Genomic DNA, 22,746 nt, shown 5'->3' on the forward strand with positions numbered 1-22,746 from the left:
CTTTAATCTGATGGTTGCTATCCAAGCAAACTAGGGGTTATGCTTTCACCTCAGCACTTGAGGGATGGGACTTAATTCACGGAATTTCACCCATAAATGTAATCAGTTATCACCAGTGTTCTGGGTTAACCGTCCCATAAGTCTTTCAACTTATTTTAGGTTAAACGAATCGCACCAACTCCCTAACTATACAATATTGCTACATCCATATAAAGCCGTCCTAGATGGTTACTGAGCCTGTCGAAGTAAGGACGGGGTTTTAGACCCAATTTTCCGATAACTTCAACTCAATTTTCACAAAACTCGGCAATCAACCTGTCCGGGATAGAATCCCCCAGGGCTGAGGCTAAAAATCAAGCCAAGAAGGGTCTTAAACCCGTTGATTCCTAAACCCAATCTGCAAGCATCGTTAAATTACCACCATGCAAAAGCGAGTTTTTCCCATAGCATTTCTAATCATTCTGCAAGTTAGCTTAATCTGGATCACTTGGACAAATCCGGTTCTGGCCTTGACCGAAGATCAAAAAATCTTGAGTGAAAGTTGGCGAATTATTAATCGCGCTTATGTGGATGAAAGTTTCAACCATCAAAACTGGTGGTCTATCCGCGAGAAACTAGTCCGACAACCCTTCAAAAACCGCGAGGAGACCTATGATGCCATTGAGAAGATGTTAGCCACCTTGGATGACCCGTTTACCCGGTTATTACGACCAGATCAATATCGCAGTTTACAGGTGAGTACCTCCGGGGAATTGATGGGGGTGGGATTACAAATCTCCCAGGACGGGGAAACGGGAAATTTGACCGTCATTGCCCCCATTGATGGTTCTCCCGCAGAAGCCGCGGGTATTCAACCCCAGGATCGGATTTTGAAAATTGATGGCTTTGCAACCTCTGAGTTAACTCTGGATGAAGCGGCGGCTCGGATGCGGGGGCCCAGGGGCAGTCAAGTGACTTTAACTGTATTACGCCCTGATGACAAAACCCCGAAAAATATTATTTTAGTTCGCGATCGCATTGCCCTCAACCCCGTCATTACCGAACTCCGTTCTGATTTGGGAAATACTCCATTAGGTTATATTCGTTTAAGTCAATTTAGTGCCAATGCCACCGAAGAAGTAGCCCAAGGGATTCAATCTTTAGAAAAAAAAGGGGCAAAAGCCTATATTTTGGATCTCAGAAATAATCCGGGGGGATTATTACAATCGGGCATAGAAATAGCCCGGCTTTGGTTAGATGAAGGAACGATTGTTTATACCGTCAATCGTCAAGGGTTACTGGGAAGTTTTGAAGCGGTGGGTTCGGCTTTAACTCAAGCTCCTTTAGTGGTATTAGTGAACCCAGGAACTGCCAGTGCCAGTGAAATTTTAGCCGGGGCTTTACATGACAATCATCGAGCCATTTTAGTAGGGGAAAAAACCTTTGGAAAGGGGTTAATTCAATCCTTATTTGATTTATCCGATGGTTCGGGATTAGCAGTGACGGTGGCTAAGTATGAAACGCCTAATCATACTGATATTAACAAATTAGGAATTATGCCCGATCGGGTAATTCCTTCGGAGCCCTTACTTAGAAGTCAAGTCGCAACGGAAGCCGATCACCAATATCAAGCGGCTTTGGAATTGCTATCTTCTCAATTTGTGGTGGCTCAGAAATAATGGGGAATAGGGAATAGGGAATAGGGAATGATTTTTGGACTGATGACTGGTACGGGCGGGTTCTTTTAGATCTTTGTTAATCACTTAAATCTTAATGAACCCGCCCCTACAACTGATGACTGATGACTGATGACTGATAACTGATAACTGATTTTTGTATGTTGGATTATGATTTGGTGATTTTAGGAGGGAGTTTAACGGGACGCTATGCTGCCTTATTGGGGAGTCAAATGCAGGGGCGAATTGCTTTAGTCGAACCGGAAAAAACGGGGTATTCCGGGTTGTTTTCCAGGGTTTTATCTCTCCCGAAACTTGATCCTATATCGGTGTGGGACGGGTCGAATATTAACAGAAAACCGCTCAAACCTGGGGTCGATTGGGTGAGAAACAATTGCGAGGAAATTTATTCACATCAACGGTTAGGGGCTGGGGGTGTGGATGTAATTGTGGGTGAGGGTGAATTTATCAAATCTCCCCGTCTGGGATTTAAAGTTAATAATCGGATATTGCGATCGCGCAACTATTTATTAGCCCCCGCTTCTATCCCTAAAATTCCCACCATTGAAGGGTTATTATCCACAGGATTTCTGACCTCAGAAACCCTAGATTTGTTTTTAGAAAAATTGCCAACTTTATCAGAAACAATACCCCAAAGATTGGCAATTATTGGAGGTGATCCCAAAGCCATTGAATTAGCCCAATATTTCGCTCGTTTAGGTTTAGAAGTGATCCTAATTACCTCAGCGACTCAACTTTTATCCCAAGCAGATCCCGAGGCGGTGCAGTTGATTCAAGGTCAATTAGAAGCCGAAGGAGTCAAGATTTTAACCCAAACTCCAATTATTCAGGTTAAAAAAATTGCTGATAAAAAATGGATTCAAGCGGGAAATACGGCTTTAGAAGTGGATGAAATTTTGGTAAGTTGCGGTTCTCAAACTGATATAGAATCTTGGAATTTAAGCGGGGTCGGGGTTGAGTTTAAAGGGAATAATTTATGGGTGAATCAAAAATTACAAACCACTAATCCTAGAATTTATGGATGTGGACAGATTTTAGGGGGATATCCCTTTGAACACATCGGCCAATATGAAGCACAAATTGCCCTGAAAAATGCCCTATACTGGCCGAGGTTTCGGGTTGATTATCAAGGCATTCCTTGGGCTATTTTTTCCGATCCTAAATTGGCACAGGTGGGGTTAACAGAAACCCAGGCGAAACGACGGTATGGAACTCAAGTGATTGTATCGCGACAATCCCTAAACCTGATCGCCCAGGCGCAAATTGCGGGGGAAATCACGGGATTTTGTAAACTCGTGGGTCTAGCCGATGGTAAACTTTTAGGGGCTACGGTGGTCGGTTCCCAGGGGAGTGAGTTGATTAATACCCTAGCTTTGGCAATTCGTCAAGGGGTAAACCTGAAAACCTTAGCTGAATTTCCCCCGATTTTTCCCAGCTTTTCCGAGGTTTATCATCAAAGTGCGATCGCCTGGACACATCAACGCCGTTGTCAAAATAGGGTATTATTTGATTGGACAGAAAATCTATTTCATTGGCGACGATATTGGGGAAATTAAGAGGGAATAGGCAATGGGCAATGGGCAATGGGAAGGATATAGGATCTTTAATAAACCAAAAATGTCTAACATGAAAGTTCAAAAAATACAACCTTTTACCCGGGCAACGATTATCGGTTTTAGTCTTTTATTATTAACTGTTACGGGTTGCCAAAAGCCTGCCGCTCAAGTTCAGTTAGGTCAAGATCAAGAATGTTTTGGATGTGATTTTAGTGGAAAAAGTTTGCAAGGGCAAAATTTAACCGGGGCTAAATTGAATAATTCTAATTTTAGTCAAGCGGATTTAAAAGGTGTGAATCTCAAGGGAGCATTTTTAGATACTGTTGATTTTACCGGAGCTAATTTAACCGGAGCAGATTTAAGTGAAACTACTTTAAATCAAGCTAATTTAACAAATGCTAACCTGAGTCAAGCAAATCTGACCGGGGCATTTATTCGAGGGGCTAAACTGAATAATGCTAAACTGAATGGAGCCACCTTTAAAGATGCGGATTTGAACTCAGCCGATTTAACGGGAGCAGACCAGAAAGGCGCTAATTTTCAAGGGGCAATTATGCCGGATGGTTCGATTCAGAAATAATGTATAGAAGGGAACAGGGAATAGGGAATAGGGAATAGGGAATAGGGAATAGGGAATAGGCAATAAATAGGATTGCTATAGCAGTCCTATTTAAGTTTTATACTCGATATAATATCATTATGCTCAAAGCGATTTTATTTGATTTAGATGGAACTCTGGTTAATAGTGACCCATTACATTATCTGACTTGGGCAAAGGTTTTAGAAATTTATAAATTGACCATTGATCATCATTTTTATCAAACTCGGATTAGTGGCAGAACCAATGCTGAAATTGTAGGGGATTTATTTCCTGAATTTTCCGATGAAGATATCTTAAAGATGGTAGATTTAAAAGAATTAAAATTTCGAGAACTAGCTATTGATTTACAGCCATTACCCGGGTTGATGGACTTTTTGGCTTGGGTAAATCAGCAAGAGTTTAAAACAGGTTTAGTCACGAACGCGCCTCGGGAAAATACAGATTTTATCCTAGAAATTCTAAAGTTATCAGATTATTTTGATAGTGTGGTTTTGTCCGATGAAATTGGCATCGGTAAACCCGATCCAGCCCCTTATCAATATTGTTTAGAACAGTTAGATATTCTACCAGAAGAAGCGATCGCTTTTGAAGATTCTCCTTCTGGGATTCGTTCTGCCATTGCTGCGGGGATTAAAACCATTGGGGTTGCTTCTACCCATGATCCTAATCGTTTAAAAGATTTGGGGGTAACATTTGTAATTGAGGATTTTACCCAGGTTGACCTACAAATTATGGGCTAAATATCTGTTATGAAAAAAATTGGACAAACTTTTATCACCTGGCTGCTAGTTACCTTTCTGATGGTCACCGCCATTCCTCTAGTGGTGGCACAGAATTCTCCATCCCCTAAACCCAATGTACCCGCAATTGAGTCTAACCGTGGGTCTGTAATACTAGACAACGAAACTTTATTTGTGATTGAAACTGAATTAGGCGGTTCGTCTCCTTCAGAACGTTCTCAACGCATGAGCCAAAGCTTGAAGGATTTTGCTGACAACCAAGCCCTATCTCTGAACGAACTTGAAATCTATACGGGGGACAAGGACGGCATTCCCTTAACGGTAATTCGTGCTGGCAATCTTTTTTTAACCACAATCTCCAGCGCCGATGCCCAAATAGCGGGCAAACCGCGCCCTGAATTAGCCACATTGTATTTAGAAAAAATCAAGGCGGGAGTCAGTCGCTACCGAGAGCAAAGGAGTCTGGAATATTTGCTGCGTGCTAGTTTGTGGAGTGTTTTAGCCACCGTGGCTCTGATTATTATTTTATTGATTACTAATAACGTCTTTGCCAGAATTGACCAAAGACTCAAAATTTGGGAAGAATCTTATATTCGCCCCGTGCGGTTTGGCAATTGGGAACTGATTCGTGCCAACCAATTAGACAATATCATTCTTTGGCTGGTTCGGCTGGTGCAGGTGGGGATGATTCTAGGGCTATTGGCTGCCTATTTTCCCTTTGTCCTGAGACAATTTCCTTGGACGAGGGAATTAGCCAAAACCTTGGAGGGCTATTTGGTCGCCACATTACAAACGGGGTGGCAAGCTTTTATCAATTATTTGCCCAGTTTGTTGACAATTATCCTCGTCATTGTTGCGACCCAATTTCTTCTGAGCTTATCCAAACCTTTCTTCCGAGAATTGAGTACCGGGACATTTTCTTTACCGGGCTTCTATAGCGAGTGGGCCGATGCTACCCAAAAGCTGGTTAATTTTTTAATTATTGCTTTGGCGGCAGTGATTATCTTTCCGTTATTGCCGGGATTCCAGTCTCCTGCGTTTCAAGGGATATCTGTGTTTTTAGGGCTGCTGATTTCTCTGGGCTCTACCTCTGTTATTTCTAATCTCGTTTCTGGTAGTGTTCTGATCTATACTCGGGCATTTCGGGTGGGTGATCGGATTAAAATTGGGGATATCTCTGGGAAAGTTATGGAAACAACCCTGCTGGTAACTCGTATCCTGACTCCTACGAATGTCGTTGTTAGTATTCCCAATTCTCAAATAAGTACCAGTTCGATTGAAAACTTCAGTTTTAGCCATCGAGAATTAAACCAGCCCTTGATCCTGCGGACGACGGTGTATTTAGGGTATGAAGTCCCCTGGCGCGAAGCTTACGAGGCTTTGATCCAAGCGGCGTTGCGTACGGAAGGAATGCTTGAGTCTCCGCCACCTTTCGTACTACAAGGGGAACTAAACGAAGTTTACGTTACCTATTTGCTCAATGCCTATATGAATGTGGAGTATTTTCAGGGAAAAACTTCAAAAGGAATTGAACAAGCTTGCTCCCAATTGAATGAAAATATCCGAGATTGTTGTGCCACAGCCGGAATTCGGATTTTTGCCCCTAATTATGAAGCCGATCCCACCAATTACGGCCCAGGGGTTGACAAAATTTAACCGTGCCTATCTCTATTCCTTAAAATTATCGGATAAATAATCTTTGATTAAATTAATTGTTTCCTGGGGATGACTCATCTGGGGACAATGCCCGGTAGCTTCCATTAATTTTAAGGTACCTTCATAAAGGTAGCGCTGAAGATAGTATCCCACTTCTACTGGAGCGATCGCATCATCGGTACATTGTAAAATCAATGAGGGTGTTCTAACTTTCAGTAAATCCGGGCGATTATCGGAGTAAAAAGTTGCCCTAGCAAAACAACTAGCCACCACCGCATTAGTTGAACAAAAACTGGCTTCTAGCTCCTGAATGAGCTCCGGGTGATCCTGATTTTGCATGACAATGGGAGCCAGAAAACTCGCCCAACCGATATAATTTTTACCCATTAGATCCAGTAAATCTTCAATATCTGAGCGCTCAAATCCGCCGATATAATCATCCGATGAATCATTAATATAACAGGGGGAAGGACAAATTAAAACCATCTTTTGAAATAATTCGGGAGCTTTAATTGAGGCTAAAAGACCCACCATACTACTCACAGAATGACCGACAAAAAATATATTTTCTAAGGACAAAGCTGTAATAATATCCAGAACATCCTGAACATAACCCTGGAGATCAGCATATCTTTCTACACTATAAGCATTCATATCTGATTTTCCTGACCCTACATAGTCAAAAACAATAATTTTATAGTCATTTTCAAAAGCAGGTGTGATGAAACGCCACATATTTTGATCACAGCCAAACCCATGGGCAAATAATAGGGGTTGTGTTCCTTGTCCCAAAATTTTTACGTTGTTTCTTTTCAGAATATTTTCAGTCACTATCATCTGTTTTGTTTTCTTAATTTTAATTAACCGTTATCAAAAGTTTGAGCGATTCTCTATTCTATGATATGAAATTTAATCAATTTCCATGCTATTAAAGAATTGGCTTTTCCTTTAACATCAATGGGCTTTTTTGCTTCTACTTCTAATAAATGACTCATACTTTGATAAACTGTATCAGAAATCGTAATTTCTTCGGCAGGAGTCGCACCTTCTAAACGTTTAGCAGTATTCACAACATCACCAATGACGGTATAAGTTCTTACGCCACTACCACCAAATAATCCTTCAATTACATTACCACAATGGACGGCACAACCCGTACTAATATTTTCGGGTTTGAGGATGTCTGAGGCTGCTTTTTGCATGGCGATCGCTGCTTTTACTCCCTGTTGGGGTGTGGCATAAATTGCCATAATTTCATCGGCCGTAAAACTAACTTTTAGGGGGTTAAATTGGGCTGCTATGGGTTCCACATGACGATAATAGTTATTTAATACCGTAGCCACATGATCGGGTTTCTCTCTGTTCGCACCAGGCGGTAAATCCTCGAATATCCATAAATAAAATAGTCCGATCAAACCGTTGAAATTTTAATTGTTCGGGATTATTAATTGCCGCATTGACGACATGACTTCCCATACCCCATTCCGCTAATTTTTTTAAGATTTCTGTGATTTGAGTATGCTGATTAATTGGGGTAAAAATACAATCATTAAAAAATTTTTCTTGGTGTTCTCTCCTAACTGCATTCACCAGCATGGGAATATCGGTTCCATCTTTTGAACGTAAAGAAAAATAGATTTCTTCTGCTTTTCCATAAAATTTTAATAAGGGAAAAAAATGGGTTTGGCAAAAAATACGCCCGGCCAATGGTAAAATTGAGTTCATGGATTTTCCCTGGAGTTCGTGGGTTTCATAGCCGAGTAATTTTAATAATGTATTATTGATTATGGCGATCATCTTATCATCGGTAAATGACAAAAAACCGCAGGGTGCATTATTAAGAATTTCATCGATAGAGTCTGTCATAACAGCAGTGAAGTTGAGGGTAGATGAGTTCATATTTAAGGCAATTATGGAGTGAACAATTGGTAATGGTCAGGAATTAAGTGATCTTCATGATTGATGAATATAGTTTATTCCTGATTCCTAGAGTTAACAGTTTCTTGAATTAACCAATAGGTAGTCATTTCCCCCCTACCTTTGACTTCAATTTGTCCGCGTTTTTCCAAGATGTAGGAATTTTTTAAGCGTTCATAGGTAGCTTCAGTGACTTGAATTTTCCCCGGTAAACCGGAGGATTCCATCCGAGAAGCGACATTAACCGCATCCCCCCATAAGTCATAAATAAATTTTTTCACCCCAATTACTCCCGCAATAACTGATCCGCTATTGATGCCAATTCTAATTTGTAAAGGTTCGTTATATTGGGTTTGAAAATTGGCGATCGCTCTTTGCATATCTAAAGCCATTTGAGCCATAGCTTCGGCATGATCTGGCTTGGATAGGGGTAAACCTCCGACCACCATATAGGCATCCCCAATGGTTTTGATTTTTTCTAAACCATGCTTTTCTGTCAGTTGATCAAACACCGAAAACACTTGATTTAATCGCTCCACTAATTCATCGGGTTGAATGCGAGTTGAAAGGGGCGTAAACCCAACAATATCGGCAAATAAAATGGTGACTTCATCAAATTTTTCGGCAATAGAACTGCTATCATATTTGAGACGTTCTGCAATCGATGGAGGCAAAATATTCAGTAATAGTTTTTCCGAACGTTCTCGGCTTTCCTGGAGTGCTTTGTCGGTATTTTTCCGTTCTAATTCGGCGCCAGCCCGGGCTGCAAATACTTTTAAAACCAGTTCTCTAGTTTGGTCATCTTGCATACAGTTGGTATCCAAAACAGCAATATGACCAATGACATTTTCTGATGAATCAATCAGGGGAATTCCCGCATAACTACGGGCTTTTAACTCCACTAAATCTTGATCTTCTGGAAACCGATTAATAATATTATCGGGATAACAACAATATTCCCCATTTTCAATAACTTCATGGCAAGGTGTTCCTTTTAAGTCATATTCAATATTATCAACAAAACTTCTATGAAGCCAAAATGCTAAGGTGCGAACTCTGGTTTTTTGGGGATTGGTACATTCGGTTACAAATGTATAACGAACACCTAAAATTTCAGCTAAGTGCTGAACACAGGAGCGAAAAAAATCATCTCCGGTTTTAGAAGCTGTCCCCTCTACAATTAATTTTAGGGCTTCTTCCCGACGCTTGCGATCGCTAATATCCCGCATCACAGTCAAGACTGAATTAGAGGAAATAGGAGAAATATTAACGGATAAATCTGTTTTTTTATTTTCGAGAATTAAACTATATTCAACTTCAATGGTCTCCTGGGTTTCTAAAGCGGTTTTAATCCCTGCTAACAAAATATCGGCTTGTTTTTGGGGGAGAATATCATGAATCGTTTGACCAATTCTTTCCTGTTCCGGCTTATATAATAATTGGGTATTGGGGGTAACCACTTTTAGATAATGCCCATCCGCATCAAAAACCACAATTGATTCCTTCATCGCTTTAAATAAAGCGTTAACTTCCGCCTCGGATTTTTCTAAGGCTTGATTTTGAGTTTTCAGGGTTTTCTGAAGGACTTGAAGTTTTAATTGGGTTTGAACTCGAATGAGAACTTCTTCGATTTGAAAGGGTTTAGTAATATAATCTATTCCTCCGACTTCAAAAGCTTGGACTTTATCCTTGACATCATCTCCAGCACTTAAAAATATAACGGGTACAGAACTGGTTTTGGGATCGGATTTTAAGATTTTACAGACCTCATAACCGGTAATTTGGGGCATATTAATATCCAGAAGAATCAGATCGGGAATTACGGTTCTCGCAGCCATTAAAGCCACATTTCCATTAATCGCTTTCCGCACTTGATATCCTTGCTGGACGAGGAAATCGGATAAAAAACGAATGTTGTCAACATTGTCATCAACAATCAGAATATCGGCTTTAAATTGATCGGTATTAATATTCATAAATAACTAACTTAATGACGGAGTAGGATAGCGGGAACTTTGACGCAGGGGATGGTTTGATGGGGTTAGGGTTGTCCCTTCGTAATCTGGTCACTTGTGAGTTCTAAAATAGTTTGAAATTCAAAATTCATGTTTAACCGATTTAGAATAGTCATTAATTCCTGATTTTCAGGGGGAATTTGAGCAATCAAATCTGCAATTTTCTCATCACTTCCTTGAGCCGCCGCATAATAGAGTTCTCCTTGCCATTGTGGGGACATAGTAGTGAGGAGAAAACTTAAACTTTCTTCTGAATTCGTAGGGAAATTAGAACTTGATTGTTCTGACTGAGTTTCATTTTCTTGATAGGTATATTGTACACCTAAATGCTGGCTAATTTTTTCCAGTAAATTGTCAACTTCTAGGGGTTTAGTAACGAAATCATCACAACCACAGGCTAAAATTTGTTCTTGATCCTCCTGAAAGACACTGGCGGTTAAAATGATAATTTTAGTTTGTTGTCCTAGGGGTGTACCTTTAATTAATTTAGTGGCGGTTAACCCATCTAGGACGGGCATTCTGACATCCATTAAAATTAAGTCTGGTTGCCAAGTTTTCCAACAATCAATGGCTTCTTGACCATTTTCTGCATTCTCAATTTTAAACCCCAGACTTGATAATAATTCATTCAATAATAAACGACTATCTAAACGGTCATCGACGACTAAAATTTTATAGTCTGGCTGTCCGGGTGCAAGATAAATTGCTTTAGCTTTAGTTGTATTCACAGGCAATGGATAATACTCCAAAGAATGGGTCGGAATTTCAAAGCTAAATAAAGTTCCGATTCCTAACTGACTTCTGACGTGAATATCTCCGCCCATAAGTTGTATATATTTTCGACTAATGGCTAATCCTAATCCGGTTCCCTGATTAGAATTTCGTCCTGATTCAGTTTGTTTAAAGGGTTCAAAGAGCAGGTCAATTTCTTCGGGAGCAATTCCCGCCCCCGTGTCTTCGACTTCAAATAAAATAAACTCTAATTTCTGCTGATTCGCGGAATCAATAGCCAAATTTTCCCCATCTAAATCCTCTAAATTACAAGCTAAGGAAGATTCGGGTTGAACAATTTGATATTCCCGTTTTACCCTGACTCGAATTTCCCCTTGAGTGGTAAATTTAATGGCATTGCTTAACAAATTTAATAAAACCTGTCGTAATTTTCCTTCATCAGTTTCTAAATAACGGGGTAGGTCGGGTGCGTACTCAAATTTTAATTCTAAGCCTTGGGATTCTGCCCGCATTTGCATCATTTTTCTTAACCCCTCTAGGAGACTAATTAAATCAAACTGATGTTGGTTGAGGGTAGTTCTTCCGGCTTCAATTTTAGACATTTCCAAAACGTCATTAATCAAGGTTAATAAATGTTCCCCTGCTTGATTGATAATCCCCACATATTTATGATGTTTGGAAGACAATAAAGGATCTTCATTCATTAATTGAGTAAACCCTAAAATTGCATTCAAGGGTGTTCTTAACTCATGACTCATACTCGCTAAAAATTCTGATTTAGCTTGATTGGCTGTATCAGCTGCTACGACTGCTTTTTGTAGCTGAATCGATTGTTTTTGTGTGGTTTCTAATAATTCAGTTTGTTGTAAAGCGACGCCCAACTGATTACTAATTTGGATGGCAATATTAATTTCTACTTCCTTCCACTGACGAGGACTAGAGTTTTGGTAAGTGGCGAGTAAACCCCATAATTGATTGTTAGAAAAAATCGGAGTAATAATATAGGCTCTAGCCTGAAAACTCTCTAATAAGTTGATATAACATTGATTAAATCCAGCGTTATAAATATCAGTAACCGCACGATAGTTAGCTCCCTGACTATATAGACCTCCTTGGGTATCTTTCAAATAAGTATCTTGGAGCACAGAGGAATTGCTAGAAGAATTATTTTCAAATAGTTTAACGGTACACCGTTCATTTTCTGTGGTATTTTCCTGTAATGAGGGATTAGTATTTTGTTCTTCAAATAAAGACATCCAACCCGGACTAACGGATTCGGCGATGAATTCTCCACTCCAGTCCGGGCGGAACTGGTACACCACAACCCGTTCACAATTAAGCACTCGTCTTAATTCTAAAGCAGTGGTGGAAAAAATTGTTTTTATGTCTAAGGTTTGGCGGATTCTTTGAATTGCTTTTGCTAGGGCTTGTTCCCGTTTTAAACTTTCTTCTAAAGCAATTTGGGTATTTTTGCTGTCGGTGATATCTTCAGAAATACACAACATATGGGTGATTTTTTGATGGTTAATAATCGGGATTTTTTGTGTTTTTAATATTAGGTCTTGATCGGCTAGATTATGAATCATAAATTCCGGGATTTCTACGGCTTTTTTGTGATTTAAAATTTCTAAAATATGGGATCGAAAATAATCCGCTTGCTTCTGAGGTAGAAGACTATAAATATTTTTGCCTAAAATTTCATCTCTTTTGACTCCAAATATGGTTTCACTGGATTTATTCCAGAGTTCAAATCTAAAATCATTTTCAATATTTTTTACATAGATGGCTAAGGGAATATTTTCAATAATTGTATTTAAAAATTGTTGAGATTCGGCAAGTTTTTGATCCAGTTTTTTCCGTTCGGTAATATTATTAAAAGTGCAAACAATTCGTTCTAATTTACCTGCACTATTGAACTGAGGATCAATATTCAATAATAACCAAGCCCTGAGTTGAGAGGACTGGCTTTGAGTCAGTCCCAAAATTAAATTGTGGATGGGTTTCCCTTGGGAAATTGCTTGATGAATGGGCTGCATTTTCTGGGTTAAGGGATTCCCTTCTTCATCGAGAAATTTCCAAGATAGGGAAAATATATTTTTTCCCTCTAATTCCGGTTCGGTTTGTACTAATAAATCTTGAGAGACTTGGTTACTCAAAATAATTGTTCCTTGGGGAGATAAAAGTAATACACCAACGGGCATTTCTCGAATTAGAGAACGGAAGCGTTTTTCACTTTCTTGCAGAGCATTTTGATAGACTAATTGACTGGTATACCGTTGATCAAAAACCGATATTACTAGGGTTCCAATTAACAGGATTAAGGTGACAATTCCAATTTGTACCGCTAACCCGGAATTAGCATTGGTTTCCATTAAGTTGACGGGAACAGAAGACTGTTCGACCATGGATATGGCCCACATTCCCGTATAGTGCATTCCACTAATCCCAATGCCCATTACCCCGGCGCTGCAAACCTTCCAGGGATTAAACGCCGATGAGGGGGCGTTTCGCAGGTAAAATGCCAAACCCAAGGCCACCATGGAGGCAATAATTGCGATCGCCACCGACAGCAAAACTCGCCCTAAATTGTATTGCATCATGGCTCCAGCAACGGTCATTCCGGCCATGCCTAGATAGTGCATGGAGGCGATCGCTAATCCCATGACCACACCGCCGGAAAACACCCCCAAACTGAGTTTCGGCCGACTGAATAGTAATAAAGCTAGTCCCGAGGCGATAATAGCTACCCCCCAGGAGACCAGGGTAATCACCAGGTTGTAGGTCACGGGCAGGGGGAGTTTTAGGGCTAACATCCCGATAAAGTGCATTGACCAAATGCCTGTTCCCATGGCAACAGCACCGCCTAACGTCCACAGTAGGCGACTTTGGGGGGGTGATTCGGGGGTGACTCGTGTGGCGAGATCTAAAGCGGTATAGGAGGCAATCACCGCGATTAAGAAGGAGAAAGCAACTAAAAAGGGTTGATAATGGTTGTGAATAACCGTCATGGTGATTAAGAATTTCATATCTTCGGGATTAAATTAATGATTAATAACCCAGCTTGATGATCGACAATAAAACCTGAATTGAAAGGGTTTTCTTTGATTTTATATAGAATTTTTTCCATAGCACATGAGGGGGAAATCATCAGATTATTGACTTTATTATATCGACATCGCCCCAACTCCTAAAGTAAACATTTTGTTAAAATTTAGATGAAGGTTTAGACAATAGCGAATAAAAAAGTAGGTTTTTGAATCCTATCTATCAAGATTTAGTATTGATTTAGTATAATTTAATACCAAAATTCAGAGTTAAATGCTTGAATTTTTCTCTAACAAATTCCTAAAACCCAATATTCATAGATGTTTCATAAAAATCAATTTTTGTCAATACCCTAAAGTTAACCTCTTGTAACTTTCTTCTGCTTGAATTTTGCAAAAATGGTTAAGTCTATGCAAGGATATTGACATGGGAGTTATAGCAGTACCAAGGCAATTAGGACATTACAAGTCTTTCTCACCCTTTGGGGTGTTGCCTGCTAGATGGAACCAGTAAGCCATTGCTTCAAGAACACAACACCTGACTGAATGACCATTGATCAACTCATTGATATTCTCAAAGTCAGTTTACCCGAGGGTCTGACATCCCTCCAAGAAATGATTTTACGTTCTTCTTGGGATGGTAAAACCTATGCGTTAATGGCTTCGGAAACTAACTATGTCAAAGAATACCTAAGTCGGGCGGCGTCGGAACTTTGGTCAACCCTAAGTGATTTCTGGGAGGAACCCATTGGCAAAAATAATTTACGCCTGGTGTTCGAGTCCCGTCCGTTAACTAAAGCCCAACGACAACTCCTCGAACAGTTTCAATGTCAAACCTTGATCTCTGTTTTAGAGTTCCCTGGTGCGCCCGTGGGCTTAGACTCCAAATTATATATTGAACGTCCTCCGATTGAAACCCTTGCCTATGAAGAAATCACCAAACCTGGCAGTATTATTCGGATTAAAGCCCCTTGGAAAATGGGCAAAACTTCTTTACTTTTAAGAATTATTAATCAAGCTGAATCCCATCATTATAGCACCGTTAATATTGATTTTCAACAGGCAGAAAAAACTATTTTTTCGAGTGTAGATAAATTTTTTCGTTGGTTTAGTCGAAATATTAGTTGGAAGTTGAAAATTCCTCCCAATCTTGGTGACTATTGGGATGAAGATATGGGTAGTAAGGTCAGTTGTACTATTTATTTTGAGGCTTATCTCTTACAACAAATTGAGACAAATTTAGTTTTAGGATTAAATGAAGTTAATCGTCTCTTTGAATATCCTGATATTGCCGAAGAATTTTTTTCACTTCTCCGGTCTTGGTATGAGCAAGCCAAAAGTAATAATACCTGGAAAAAGTTACGTTTAGTTTTAACCTATTCAACGGAAATTTATATTCCCTTAAATATTAATCAATCCCCTTTTAATGTGGGATTACCTTTAAAATTACCCGCTTTTGATGCTGAACAGGTTTTATCCTTAGCCCTGCGTCATGGGTTGGACTGGACTCCCACCCAAACCAAGCAACTCATGGCAATGGTTGGTGGTCATCCTTTTTTAGTTAGACTGGGATTATACTATTTATGTCGAGGGGAATTAACCCTAAAACAACTGTTACAAGAAGCGGTAACAGAAACGGGAATTTATAGTAGTCACCTACGGCGAATTTTAGCGGTTTTACAGGCAGACCCTCAACTTGAAAAAGCATTTAAACAGGTGATTTATGCCGATCAACCGATTAAACTAGCTTCTGTGGTAACGTACAAATTAGATAGTATGGGCATTGTCACCCTGAAAGGAGATTCTGTTGTCCATAGTTGTGAACTTTATCGAGTATATTTTAGGAATCAATTACTTGATTAAGAGGGAACAGGGAACAGGGAACAGGGAACAGGGAATAGGGAATGGGGAATAGGGAATAGGGAATAGTAGGTTATGAGCAGGTTACAAGGTTTAGTATTGTCAAACACCTTAATTGGTAGCACTATAGTATCGTTGATTAGAAATTAAATATAAGTTCTGTCCGGTCAAATTGAATCTTCAAAGGAACAATAAAGCGATTCTATCGACTCTTAGGTTATAAGAGTTAAATTCAGAACTTGAAAAAATAAGGATGTTTGAGTGTATGTTAACTTCTAAATTATCCCGTTCAGGACTGTCAGTTTTCCTAGCCTTGGGCTTAACAACAGCCGTGGTCACACCTCTGCTACAAGCTATTCCCGCCACCGCCCAAGCCTTTCCCAATACCTTACAACGGGATAGAATTTTAGCAGGAACCCAAATTCCGGTGGAATACTCCCAAGCTGAAAAAATCGTGGTTATGCCGAATGAAACCGTTTCCCTAACGATCACGGTAGCACAGGATGTTGTTACCAGCCAGGGACGGGTTTGGATTCCGGCGGGTGCTGAAATTGTTGGACAATTACAACCTGCTTCTGGGGGGTCTCAATTTGTGGCGAGTGAAGTCATTATTAGTGCCGGAAAACGGTTTCGCCTGGATGCAAATTCTCAAGTTGTAACCCACACCGAAACCGTCCGCAAAGGAGCCTCGGCGAAATCTGTTATTGGTGGGGCAGCCATTGGAGCCGCAGCCGCAGCAGCTATTGGTGCGGTGGCTGGGGATAATGCGATCGCCACGGAAGAAGTTTTAGTCGGTGCGGGACTCGGCGCCATTACTGGAGTCTTTGTGGGACGGAGTAAAGTGGATGTGGTGGTGATTAATCCGAGTCAAGACCTCAGTTTAACCGTACAATCGGATATTATCTTCCGTTAAATCGTAGTGAGGCGTTCACGCCTCCTTCTTTCCAGATAGCCTGATAAACCGTAGTGAGCCCTTTAGGGTTCCTTCTTCCAAGATAGCCCTAAAGGGCTTACTACTTATCAAGATAGCCCTGAAGGGCTTACTACTTATGAGGATTTCCACGGTTAAAAAATACGCGATCGCATTCTGCCTAACTTTGGGGTTAACGGCATTAGTCAGTTGTTGGAGTCCTAAAGTCACCCAAACGGCTGAGTCTTCCCTACAACAAGCTCAGACCCTGGCCAAAGGCATCTCCCAACAACTGATCAGCCAAACCCAAAATCCCCGTTTTGCTCAACCGATTGATTGTCAATTGGGTCAGGATTGCTTTATTTTGTTATACCCCGATCGCGATCCCACCCCTAATGCTGTGGATTTTGGTTGTGGACGGCAAACCTACGATGGGCATAAAGGCACGGATTTTGCCATACCCGACGAACAAGCCATGGCTAGAGGGGTTCCGGTCTTAGCCTCCCAGGGGGGGACGGTATTGCGTGTACGGGACGGGATAGCAGATCGACGAATTCAAACGGAAGCGGATAAAAAGACCGTGGAAGGCACGGAATGTGGCAATGGTGTGGTGATTGACCATAGTTCGATTCCCAATGGGGCGGGGTGGGAAACCCAATATTGTCATTTACGCCGGGGAAGTGTCCAGGTCAAACCCGGGGATCAGGTCGAAAAAGGGACGGTTTTAGGGGCGGTGGGAGCTTCGGGTTTGGCATCTTTTCCCCATGTTCATCTCACTATTAATTATCAGGGGCAAGTCATTGATCCCTTTGTGGGGCCGGGAGCAACGGTCGGGTGTAATGTGACTCGTAACCCGATTTGGGAACAGTCTTTTGCCTATATTCCCACGGGATTAATTCGGGCTGGATTTTCCGCTCAACCTCCAACGATGGATGAATTATGGCAGGGGAAATTTAATCAAAATATCCTACCCCAAGACAGTCCGGCGTTGTTATTTTGGGTACAGGTTTATGGGGTATTAAGTGGGGATAAAATGATTTTTAATCTCTATAATCCCCAAGGACAAAGAGTTTTAAATAATGAGAATTTTGTCAATGATTCCAGTAAAACTTGGATTGGTTATGTGGGGAAAAAAAATAATCCTCAACAACCTTTAACTTCTGGAACTTGGAAAGCAGAATATCAATTAATTCGAGGCGATCGCACTTTAGTTAAAACTCAAAAACAACTGGAAATTCAATAGGGAATAGGGAATAGGGAATAGGTGAAAAAAAGATATAATCTCAGTTATTAGTTAACTCCTAAACTGATAACTCCTAAACTGATAACTGATGACTGATAACTGATCACTGATTATTCGTCTTCCCAATCATCTAAATAACGCTTTAATAACGGTTTAATATCTGGTTCGATGGGTTGTTCTTCTTCCTCCAATTCAGTAGAATTAAAATTCAGGGGTTCAATAATTTTGGCAAAGGCATCCTGCACAAATTGTTTCACAAATTCATCCCGACGGGTTAACTGAAATTGTCGTTGTACTACTTCTGTCATCCCTCCATCTCCCCAGTCTTGATCTTGGCGGAAATATTCAATAAAACTTTTACCTGCAATTCGGGTTAAATAGGCCGCACTCACTGCTTGAATTGCCCGTCCTACCACTAAGGTTGCTAAATTTAATTGTAGGGCGGTTGAGACTAACTGAATCACCCCTTTAACTACTCCTAAACTTCCCAAGGTTTTTGCTAGGGATAGGGCTAATTCTCGACCGCGATCGCTATTTAATTCACACCCATAGATTTTACCAATTTCTATCACCATTTGGGTATTAACGGCTGCTGTAGCAATTAAATCAATTACGGGTAAAGGTGTTACTGCAATTACCCCCGCACCTATCCATTGAAATCGCTCAACAATTTTTTCAGCTTCCCGTTTTCTTTGACTATCAATTAAGAGTCTGGCTTCTTCTCCTAAGCGTTGGGATTGTAATAAAATATTATCCGCAATTAATTCTTCTCCTTCGGATCTTAAAATTAGGGCGATGCGTCGAATTAAGGGCATAATATCCGATTCCGGTTGAATTATTTCTCCCGTTTCTAATTTAATTAATTGCGGATTTGCGGCAATAGAAATCACATCATTGGCATCTAAAAATAGTTTGACTCTATCTTTAAGTTTAGCTAAAATAATATTTTGATCCGCTTCTGTATATAAATCTTTTTTATTTAAAATAATTAGCGATCGCTTGCCAATTTTAACTAAGGCTTGTAGAGATTGATATTCTGATTGTCTTAAATCATTATCTAAAACAAATAATAATAAATTAGCATCCATCGCCACCGAACGCGCTAATTTTCCCCGCTCAGACCCGGCTATTCCCGCTTCTAAAATTCCCGGGGTATCGGTAATTAAAATTTCCCGCTCAATTCCATCTAATTTTAAATGATAGGTTTCCCCAACTTCGGTGGTTCCCATGGGTGCATTAACTTTCCCCACCATTCGACCCATTAAAGCATTAACCAAAGAGGTTTTTCCCGCCGAACCCGTACCAAATACAACCACTTGAATATTGCCTTTAGCTAATTCTGAAGCCATATCTTGAGAACGACTTAATAACGCTTTTTTAGCAATTTCATCTTGAATTTGAGTGACCTGTTCTTGTACAGATTTGATCGATGCTTCCGCCGCTTCTATCTTGTCTAAAGGTATTTTTAAAGGTCGCCGTTTTTTGCGAGATTTCCCTGATTTTTGGAAGAATCGAGTATAATAAAAAAAGGCAAAGATCGCTAATCCCAACAAGATAATTAATAACAAAAGTAGCAAATTTGCTAAAATTGGATTAGCTGACCAAATAACTTGGGTATAAAGAGCCGATAGGGAACTCACCAGCCAAATCATTAACCCTAAAATTAGGCAAATTCCAAAAATTAAAAGTAAATAACGAGAGATGGGCATAATGCGATCACTCCAACCTTAAATCAGCCAATTTTATCTTTCTATACTAAAGAATAATAACTCGTAGTAAGCCCTTCAGGGCTTTCTTATTAAAAAGGATAGAATAGAGGCGTGATAGAGGCGTGAACACCTCACTACAATGTAGTAAGCCCTTCAGGGCTTTCTTAAGAAGAATAGAGTCCTGAATATCTGACTACGGGGTTTGGAGAATTTGATGGATAGTTGATACTTGTTGATTGTAGTCTTCTTGAGTTAAAACAGGTCTACTATGGGTTAAAGGAATCATTTCTTGTAACTCAATCCAAGAACGACAGCCTCCACAACTAGGATGATAAGGAATGTTATAAACTTGAGAGAGTTTATAGGTTCTCAGTAATAAAATATAGAGGGGTTGCTGGGGTTTAAATTGAAGGCGATCGCGCACAAATTCTTCATTCCAAATATGATATTTTATTAAAGAATGGATTGAAGATTCATTTTGAGCATTATTCCATGATAAAATGTGAGTAATTTCAGCAAAACTGCTAATTTTAATGGTTTTAGGATGCCAACCAGAAGGGACAGGTTGCACAAGGTTCGCATATTCAGGTTTTAATAAAGTGGGTTTTTGATGTTCTAAGGTAGGATAGAGTAGAATTTGATCGTGATCTACCTTAAATTTCCCCCCCTGTTCGCGAATTCCTCCTTTTCTTAATAACATAATGGTTTTACCCATTTCTAAGGCTTGAATGGCAATATCCCATTCTTTGAAAGCGTAATTTGTGACGGTTTCCATGATTTAACTATAGATGCTAATTTTTGCTAAAATTATATACAATAATAATCTGAAACTGGGAAAATCAACATGAAAAAACGAACTCTGGGTCAATCTGATATTTTAATTACTCCCATTTTAATCGGAACTTGGCAAGCGGGAAAACGGATGTGGGTGGGCATTGAAGATGCAGAAACGATTAAAGCCATTCGTGCCGCCTTTGATGCGGGTATTACCACCGTTGATACCGCAGAAATTTATGGGGAAGGACACTCGGAAAAAATTGTAGCTCAAGCCCTATCTGATGTCCGGGATCAAGTTGTTTATGCTAGTAAAGTTTTTGCCAATCATTTAAAATATGATCAAGTGATTGAAGCTTGTGAACGATCTTTAAAAAATCTGAATACCGATTATATTGACCTCTATCAAATTCATTGGCCTTCTGGATTTATGAATTCGGAAATTGTTCCTATTGCAGAAACTATGAAGGCTTTAAATCACTTAAAAGAACAGGGAAAAATTCGAGCAATTGGTGTTTCTAATTTTTCTCGTTCTCAATTAGAAGAAGCTGCCCAATATGGAAGAATAGAAAGTCTACAACCCCCCTATTCCTTATTCTGGAGAAAGGTAGAAAAAGATGCCATGCCCTATTGCATTGAACAGAATATTTCGATTTTAGCCTATTCTCCCTTAGCTCAAGGATTATTAACCGGAAAATTCGGTCATGATCATCAATTTTCCGAAGGAGATCATCGGTCTAAAAATAAACTGTTTGCCGATAAAGAGCATTATCAACGGGTACAAAATGCCCTAGACCAATTAAGACCCATTGCCGAAGGTTATCACTGTACTTTAGGACAATTGGCGATCGCTTGGTTAATTGCTCAACCTCAAACTAACGCCATTATTGGGTTTAGAAATACCGAACAAGCCCAACAAAATACTCTGGCGACTCAGATTCCTCTTTCCCCCGAAGATCTTGCAGAAATCGATAAAATTGGAAAGACTGTTACCGATTATTTAGATGATAGTCCAGTGATGTGGAATTTTTAAAAGGTGATATTCTTAACCCATTCCCCATCACGGATTTAAGAGAATTACGCACATTAACCCTGCCCTCAATTTGATTAAGAGACAGATTAAAATCCGTGAAATCCGTGAAATCCCCTTAAATCTGTGATCCAAATCCTTGCTGAGACACTAATTCAATACAAAGTTGATTCACAACTTCCGCATCTACCTGTTTTGGCAAGGTAGAATTTTCTGCCGCTTGGTCGAGTTTTTCATACAAACCTTTAGCTATTTCCATCACCTGATCATAAGTATATTTCCCTTTTTTGATAGCTAATAATTCCTCCGCATCTCCAGTTTCCCGACGGTCTACTATTAAAGATTGGGTTTCTAAGACCTCAATTCCGGTTTTTAATAGCCGAATCGCTTGCATGGCAAATTTGCAATCGTATCCCACCTTCGCCTCCATTTCCGCCCGATCTCGATTGCGATTTTTCTTCCAATCTTGGTAATGTTGGTATTCTCTACAAGCCCGTTGATACTGTTGACTTTTTTGCAATAATTGGATAAAATCATTAGAGGAATTAGACAACTTTTGAGTCATTTCTAAAGTAGATTCTGGTAGGGGATACTGTTTTAAAATCCCTTTAAAATCGATGTCCGCCGTTAGCAGTTTATAGAGTTCTTGGGTGGGTTCTAAAAATTCAATTCGATCGCGAACTAACCCATATAAATATTCTAAAAAACCATTCATCTGACTAACGGTTAAGGGTGGTGTCTCCACCAAACCAAATTCCGCCGCTGTGGGTTTCCCCGTTGGTGGATTCAATAACCAACGGCGATGGGATTCTAACTTTTTAATTTGAGCATAGCCATAGCCAGAATAGGTCTGTTTAACTTTTTTAGATAAAAAAATCTGACGATGTTCTTTCAATCGTTCCCCAACTTCCGTCAAATGAACATAATCTTTAAACCATAATAATTCTAAAATATTAGGGTTATTATCAATCAAGAGTTTCAGAAATTTTTTTAATTCATATAAACAGGTATCTTGAGATAAAAAAGGGAACTTTTCTGTGGGTTCTGTTTCCCAACCCCGATCTTTTTGTTCAATAATATTAAATCCCAAATAATAGGGTTCGGTGGCAATAAATACCCCACGATAATCGTAATCAGAAGTGGGTGTGTCCAGTCCATAACCTCTGGAACCCGTTAACGCCAGTAAAATTGTCCGGTTTTCAATCTCTAAACGGTTCATAAGGTTCTTCGCCTTTAGTGCTAAGATAAAAAGAACCCCCCTCAATATTGATTCAGGCGGGTTC

17 protein-coding genes are annotated in these 22,746 nt (G+C 39.9%); 9 read left to right on the forward strand and 8 right to left on the reverse strand.

All coding sequences use genetic code 11. The features are described from left to right. Nucleotides 1-422 precede the first annotated feature (422 nt). The 5 genes from ctpA (at nucleotide 423) to AC2D3N_RS02940 (ending at nucleotide 6,229) form a co-directional block, all read left to right on the forward strand. Nucleotides 423-1,658, forward strand: coding sequence for a carboxyl-terminal processing protease CtpA (gene ctpA / locus AC2D3N_RS02920; protein WP_079679774.1), 1,236 nt, complete (start codon nucleotides 423-425; stop codon nucleotides 1,656-1,658). Nucleotides 1,659-1,816: 158 nt separating this feature from the next. After that, nucleotides 1,817-3,232 carry a dihydrolipoyl dehydrogenase family protein gene (locus AC2D3N_RS02925; protein ID WP_484692720.1) on the forward strand — a complete coding sequence of 472 codons (1,416 nt, stop codon included), beginning with the start codon at nucleotides 1,817-1,819 and terminating at the stop codon, nucleotides 3,230-3,232. 61 nt (nucleotides 3,233-3,293) lie between these two features. Continuing rightward, entirely contained in the window at nucleotides 3,294-3,812 is a 519-nt protein-coding gene (locus AC2D3N_RS02930) for a pentapeptide repeat-containing protein (protein WP_484692721.1), read from the forward strand. 119 nt (nucleotides 3,813-3,931) lie between these two features. Continuing rightward, a complete protein-coding gene (locus AC2D3N_RS02935) occupies nucleotides 3,932-4,573 on the forward strand; it encodes an HAD family hydrolase (RefSeq protein WP_484692722.1) in 642 nt (213 codons plus the stop codon). A 9-nt stretch (nucleotides 4,574-4,582) separates the two neighbouring features. Further along, nucleotides 4,583-6,229: a mechanosensitive ion channel family protein gene (locus tag AC2D3N_RS02940; protein ID WP_484692723.1), complete on the forward strand. Its 1,647-nt coding sequence runs from the start codon at nucleotides 4,583-4,585 to the stop codon at nucleotides 6,227-6,229. Between the two features lie 12 nt (nucleotides 6,230-6,241). Here the strand turns inward: AC2D3N_RS02940 and AC2D3N_RS02945 are convergent, their stop codons facing one another. From AC2D3N_RS02945 to AC2D3N_RS02965, 5 genes are all read right to left on the reverse strand, one after another. Further along, nucleotides 6,242-7,066, reverse strand: coding sequence for an alpha/beta fold hydrolase (locus tag AC2D3N_RS02945; RefSeq protein WP_484692724.1), 825 nt, complete (start codon nucleotides 7,064-7,066; stop codon nucleotides 6,242-6,244). 53 nt (nucleotides 7,067-7,119) lie between these two features. Beyond that, nucleotides 7,120-7,572, reverse strand: coding sequence for an adenylate/guanylate cyclase domain-containing protein (locus tag AC2D3N_RS02950; RefSeq protein WP_484692725.1), 453 nt, complete (start codon nucleotides 7,570-7,572; stop codon nucleotides 7,120-7,122). Then, entirely contained in the window at nucleotides 7,553-8,095 is a 543-nt protein-coding gene (locus AC2D3N_RS02955; protein ID WP_484692726.1) for a PAS domain S-box protein, read from the reverse strand. Before AC2D3N_RS02955 ends, AC2D3N_RS02950 begins: the two co-directional genes overlap by 20 nt. 107 nt (nucleotides 8,096-8,202) lie before the next feature. Next, nucleotides 8,203-10,122 carry an adenylate/guanylate cyclase domain-containing protein gene (locus tag AC2D3N_RS02960; RefSeq protein WP_484692727.1) on the reverse strand — a complete coding sequence of 640 codons (1,920 nt, stop codon included), beginning with the start codon at nucleotides 10,120-10,122 and terminating at the stop codon, nucleotides 8,203-8,205. 65 nt (nucleotides 10,123-10,187) lie between these two features. Next, complete coding sequence (locus AC2D3N_RS02965) at nucleotides 10,188-13,919, reverse strand: MHYT domain-containing protein (RefSeq protein WP_484692728.1); 3,732 nt, start codon at nucleotides 13,917-13,919, stop codon at nucleotides 10,188-10,190. A 564-nt stretch (nucleotides 13,920-14,483) separates the two neighbouring features. Here AC2D3N_RS02965 and AC2D3N_RS02970 point away from each other — a divergent pair. From AC2D3N_RS02970 to AC2D3N_RS02980, 3 genes are all read left to right on the forward strand, one after another. Next, the gene (locus AC2D3N_RS02970; RefSeq protein WP_484692729.1) at nucleotides 14,484-15,800 is read left to right on the forward strand and encodes an AAA-like domain-containing protein; all 1,317 of its coding nucleotides are present in this window, start codon (nucleotides 14,484-14,486) and stop codon (nucleotides 15,798-15,800) included. 262 nt (nucleotides 15,801-16,062) lie between these two features. Then, nucleotides 16,063-16,710 (forward strand): hypothetical protein, encoded by a 648-nt coding sequence (locus tag AC2D3N_RS02975; protein ID WP_484692730.1) that lies wholly within the window; start codon nucleotides 16,063-16,065, stop codon nucleotides 16,708-16,710. Nucleotides 16,711-16,846: 136 nt separating this feature from the next. Next, nucleotides 16,847-17,950, forward strand: a complete 1,104-nt coding sequence (locus AC2D3N_RS02980) for a M23 family metallopeptidase (RefSeq protein ID WP_484692731.1) — start codon at nucleotides 16,847-16,849, stop codon at nucleotides 17,948-17,950. A 110-nt stretch (nucleotides 17,951-18,060) separates the two neighbouring features. Here the strand turns inward: AC2D3N_RS02980 and AC2D3N_RS02985 are convergent, their stop codons facing one another. After that, entirely contained in the window at nucleotides 18,061-19,659 is a 1,599-nt protein-coding gene (locus AC2D3N_RS02985; RefSeq protein ID WP_484692732.1) for a YcjF family protein, read from the reverse strand. A gap of 193 nt (nucleotides 19,660-19,852) precedes the next feature. Further along, nucleotides 19,853-20,434, reverse strand: a complete 582-nt coding sequence (locus AC2D3N_RS02990; protein ID WP_484692733.1) for a DUF1802 family protein — start codon at nucleotides 20,432-20,434, stop codon at nucleotides 19,853-19,855. A gap of 69 nt (nucleotides 20,435-20,503) precedes the next feature. On the opposite strand from AC2D3N_RS02990, the gene AC2D3N_RS02995 reads away from it, so the two are divergent. Beyond that, on the forward strand, nucleotides 20,504-21,466 hold the full coding sequence (locus AC2D3N_RS02995) for an aldo/keto reductase (RefSeq protein ID WP_079677367.1): 963 nt from the start codon (nucleotides 20,504-20,506) through the stop codon (nucleotides 21,464-21,466). A 115-nt stretch (nucleotides 21,467-21,581) separates the two neighbouring features. Here the strand turns inward: AC2D3N_RS02995 and AC2D3N_RS03000 are convergent, their stop codons facing one another. Then, nucleotides 21,582-22,682 (reverse strand): nucleotidyltransferase domain-containing protein, encoded by a 1,101-nt coding sequence (locus AC2D3N_RS03000; protein ID WP_079677366.1) that lies wholly within the window; start codon nucleotides 22,680-22,682, stop codon nucleotides 21,582-21,584. Nucleotides 22,683-22,746 lie beyond the last annotated feature (64 nt).

The sequence above is a fragment of the Planktothrix sp. PLAVEN19ND genome, assembly GCF_057220675.1.

Excerpts from the sequence above, each read along its gene's own strand:
- ctpA (WP_079679774.1), top strand. The coding sequence starts at position 423 with ATGCAAAAGCGAGTTTTTCCCATAGCATTTCTAATCATTCTGCAAGTT.
- AC2D3N_RS02925 (WP_484692720.1), top strand. The coding sequence starts at position 1,817 with ATGTTGGATTATGATTTGGTGATTTTAGGAGGGAGTTTAACGGGACGC.
- AC2D3N_RS02930 (WP_484692721.1), top strand. The coding sequence starts at position 3,294 with ATGTCTAACATGAAAGTTCAAAAAATACAACCTTTTACCCGGGCAACG.
- AC2D3N_RS02935 (WP_484692722.1), top strand. The coding sequence starts at position 3,932 with ATGCTCAAAGCGATTTTATTTGATTTAGATGGAACTCTGGTTAATAGT.
- AC2D3N_RS02940 (WP_484692723.1), top strand. The coding sequence starts at position 4,583 with ATGAAAAAAATTGGACAAACTTTTATCACCTGGCTGCTAGTTACCTTT.
- AC2D3N_RS02945 (WP_484692724.1), bottom strand. The coding sequence starts at position 7,066 with ATGATAGTGACTGAAAATATTCTGAAAAGAAACAACGTAAAAATTTTG.
- AC2D3N_RS02955 (WP_484692726.1), bottom strand. The coding sequence starts at position 8,095 with ATGACAGACTCTATCGATGAAATTCTTAATAATGCACCCTGCGGTTTT.
- AC2D3N_RS02960 (WP_484692727.1), bottom strand. The coding sequence starts at position 10,122 with ATGAATATTAATACCGATCAATTTAAAGCCGATATTCTGATTGTTGAT.
- AC2D3N_RS02965 (WP_484692728.1), bottom strand. The coding sequence starts at position 13,919 with ATGAAATTCTTAATCACCATGACGGTTATTCACAACCATTATCAACCC.
- AC2D3N_RS02970 (WP_484692729.1), top strand. The coding sequence starts at position 14,484 with ATGACCATTGATCAACTCATTGATATTCTCAAAGTCAGTTTACCCGAG.
- AC2D3N_RS02975 (WP_484692730.1), top strand. The coding sequence starts at position 16,063 with ATGTTAACTTCTAAATTATCCCGTTCAGGACTGTCAGTTTTCCTAGCC.
- AC2D3N_RS02980 (WP_484692731.1), top strand. The coding sequence starts at position 16,847 with ATGAGGATTTCCACGGTTAAAAAATACGCGATCGCATTCTGCCTAACT.
- AC2D3N_RS02985 (WP_484692732.1), bottom strand. The coding sequence starts at position 19,659 with ATGCCCATCTCTCGTTATTTACTTTTAATTTTTGGAATTTGCCTAATT.
- AC2D3N_RS02990 (WP_484692733.1), bottom strand. The coding sequence starts at position 20,434 with ATGGAAACCGTCACAAATTACGCTTTCAAAGAATGGGATATTGCCATT.
- AC2D3N_RS02995 (WP_079677367.1), top strand. The coding sequence starts at position 20,504 with ATGAAAAAACGAACTCTGGGTCAATCTGATATTTTAATTACTCCCATT.
- AC2D3N_RS03000 (WP_079677366.1), bottom strand. The coding sequence starts at position 22,682 with ATGAACCGTTTAGAGATTGAAAACCGGACAATTTTACTGGCGTTAACG.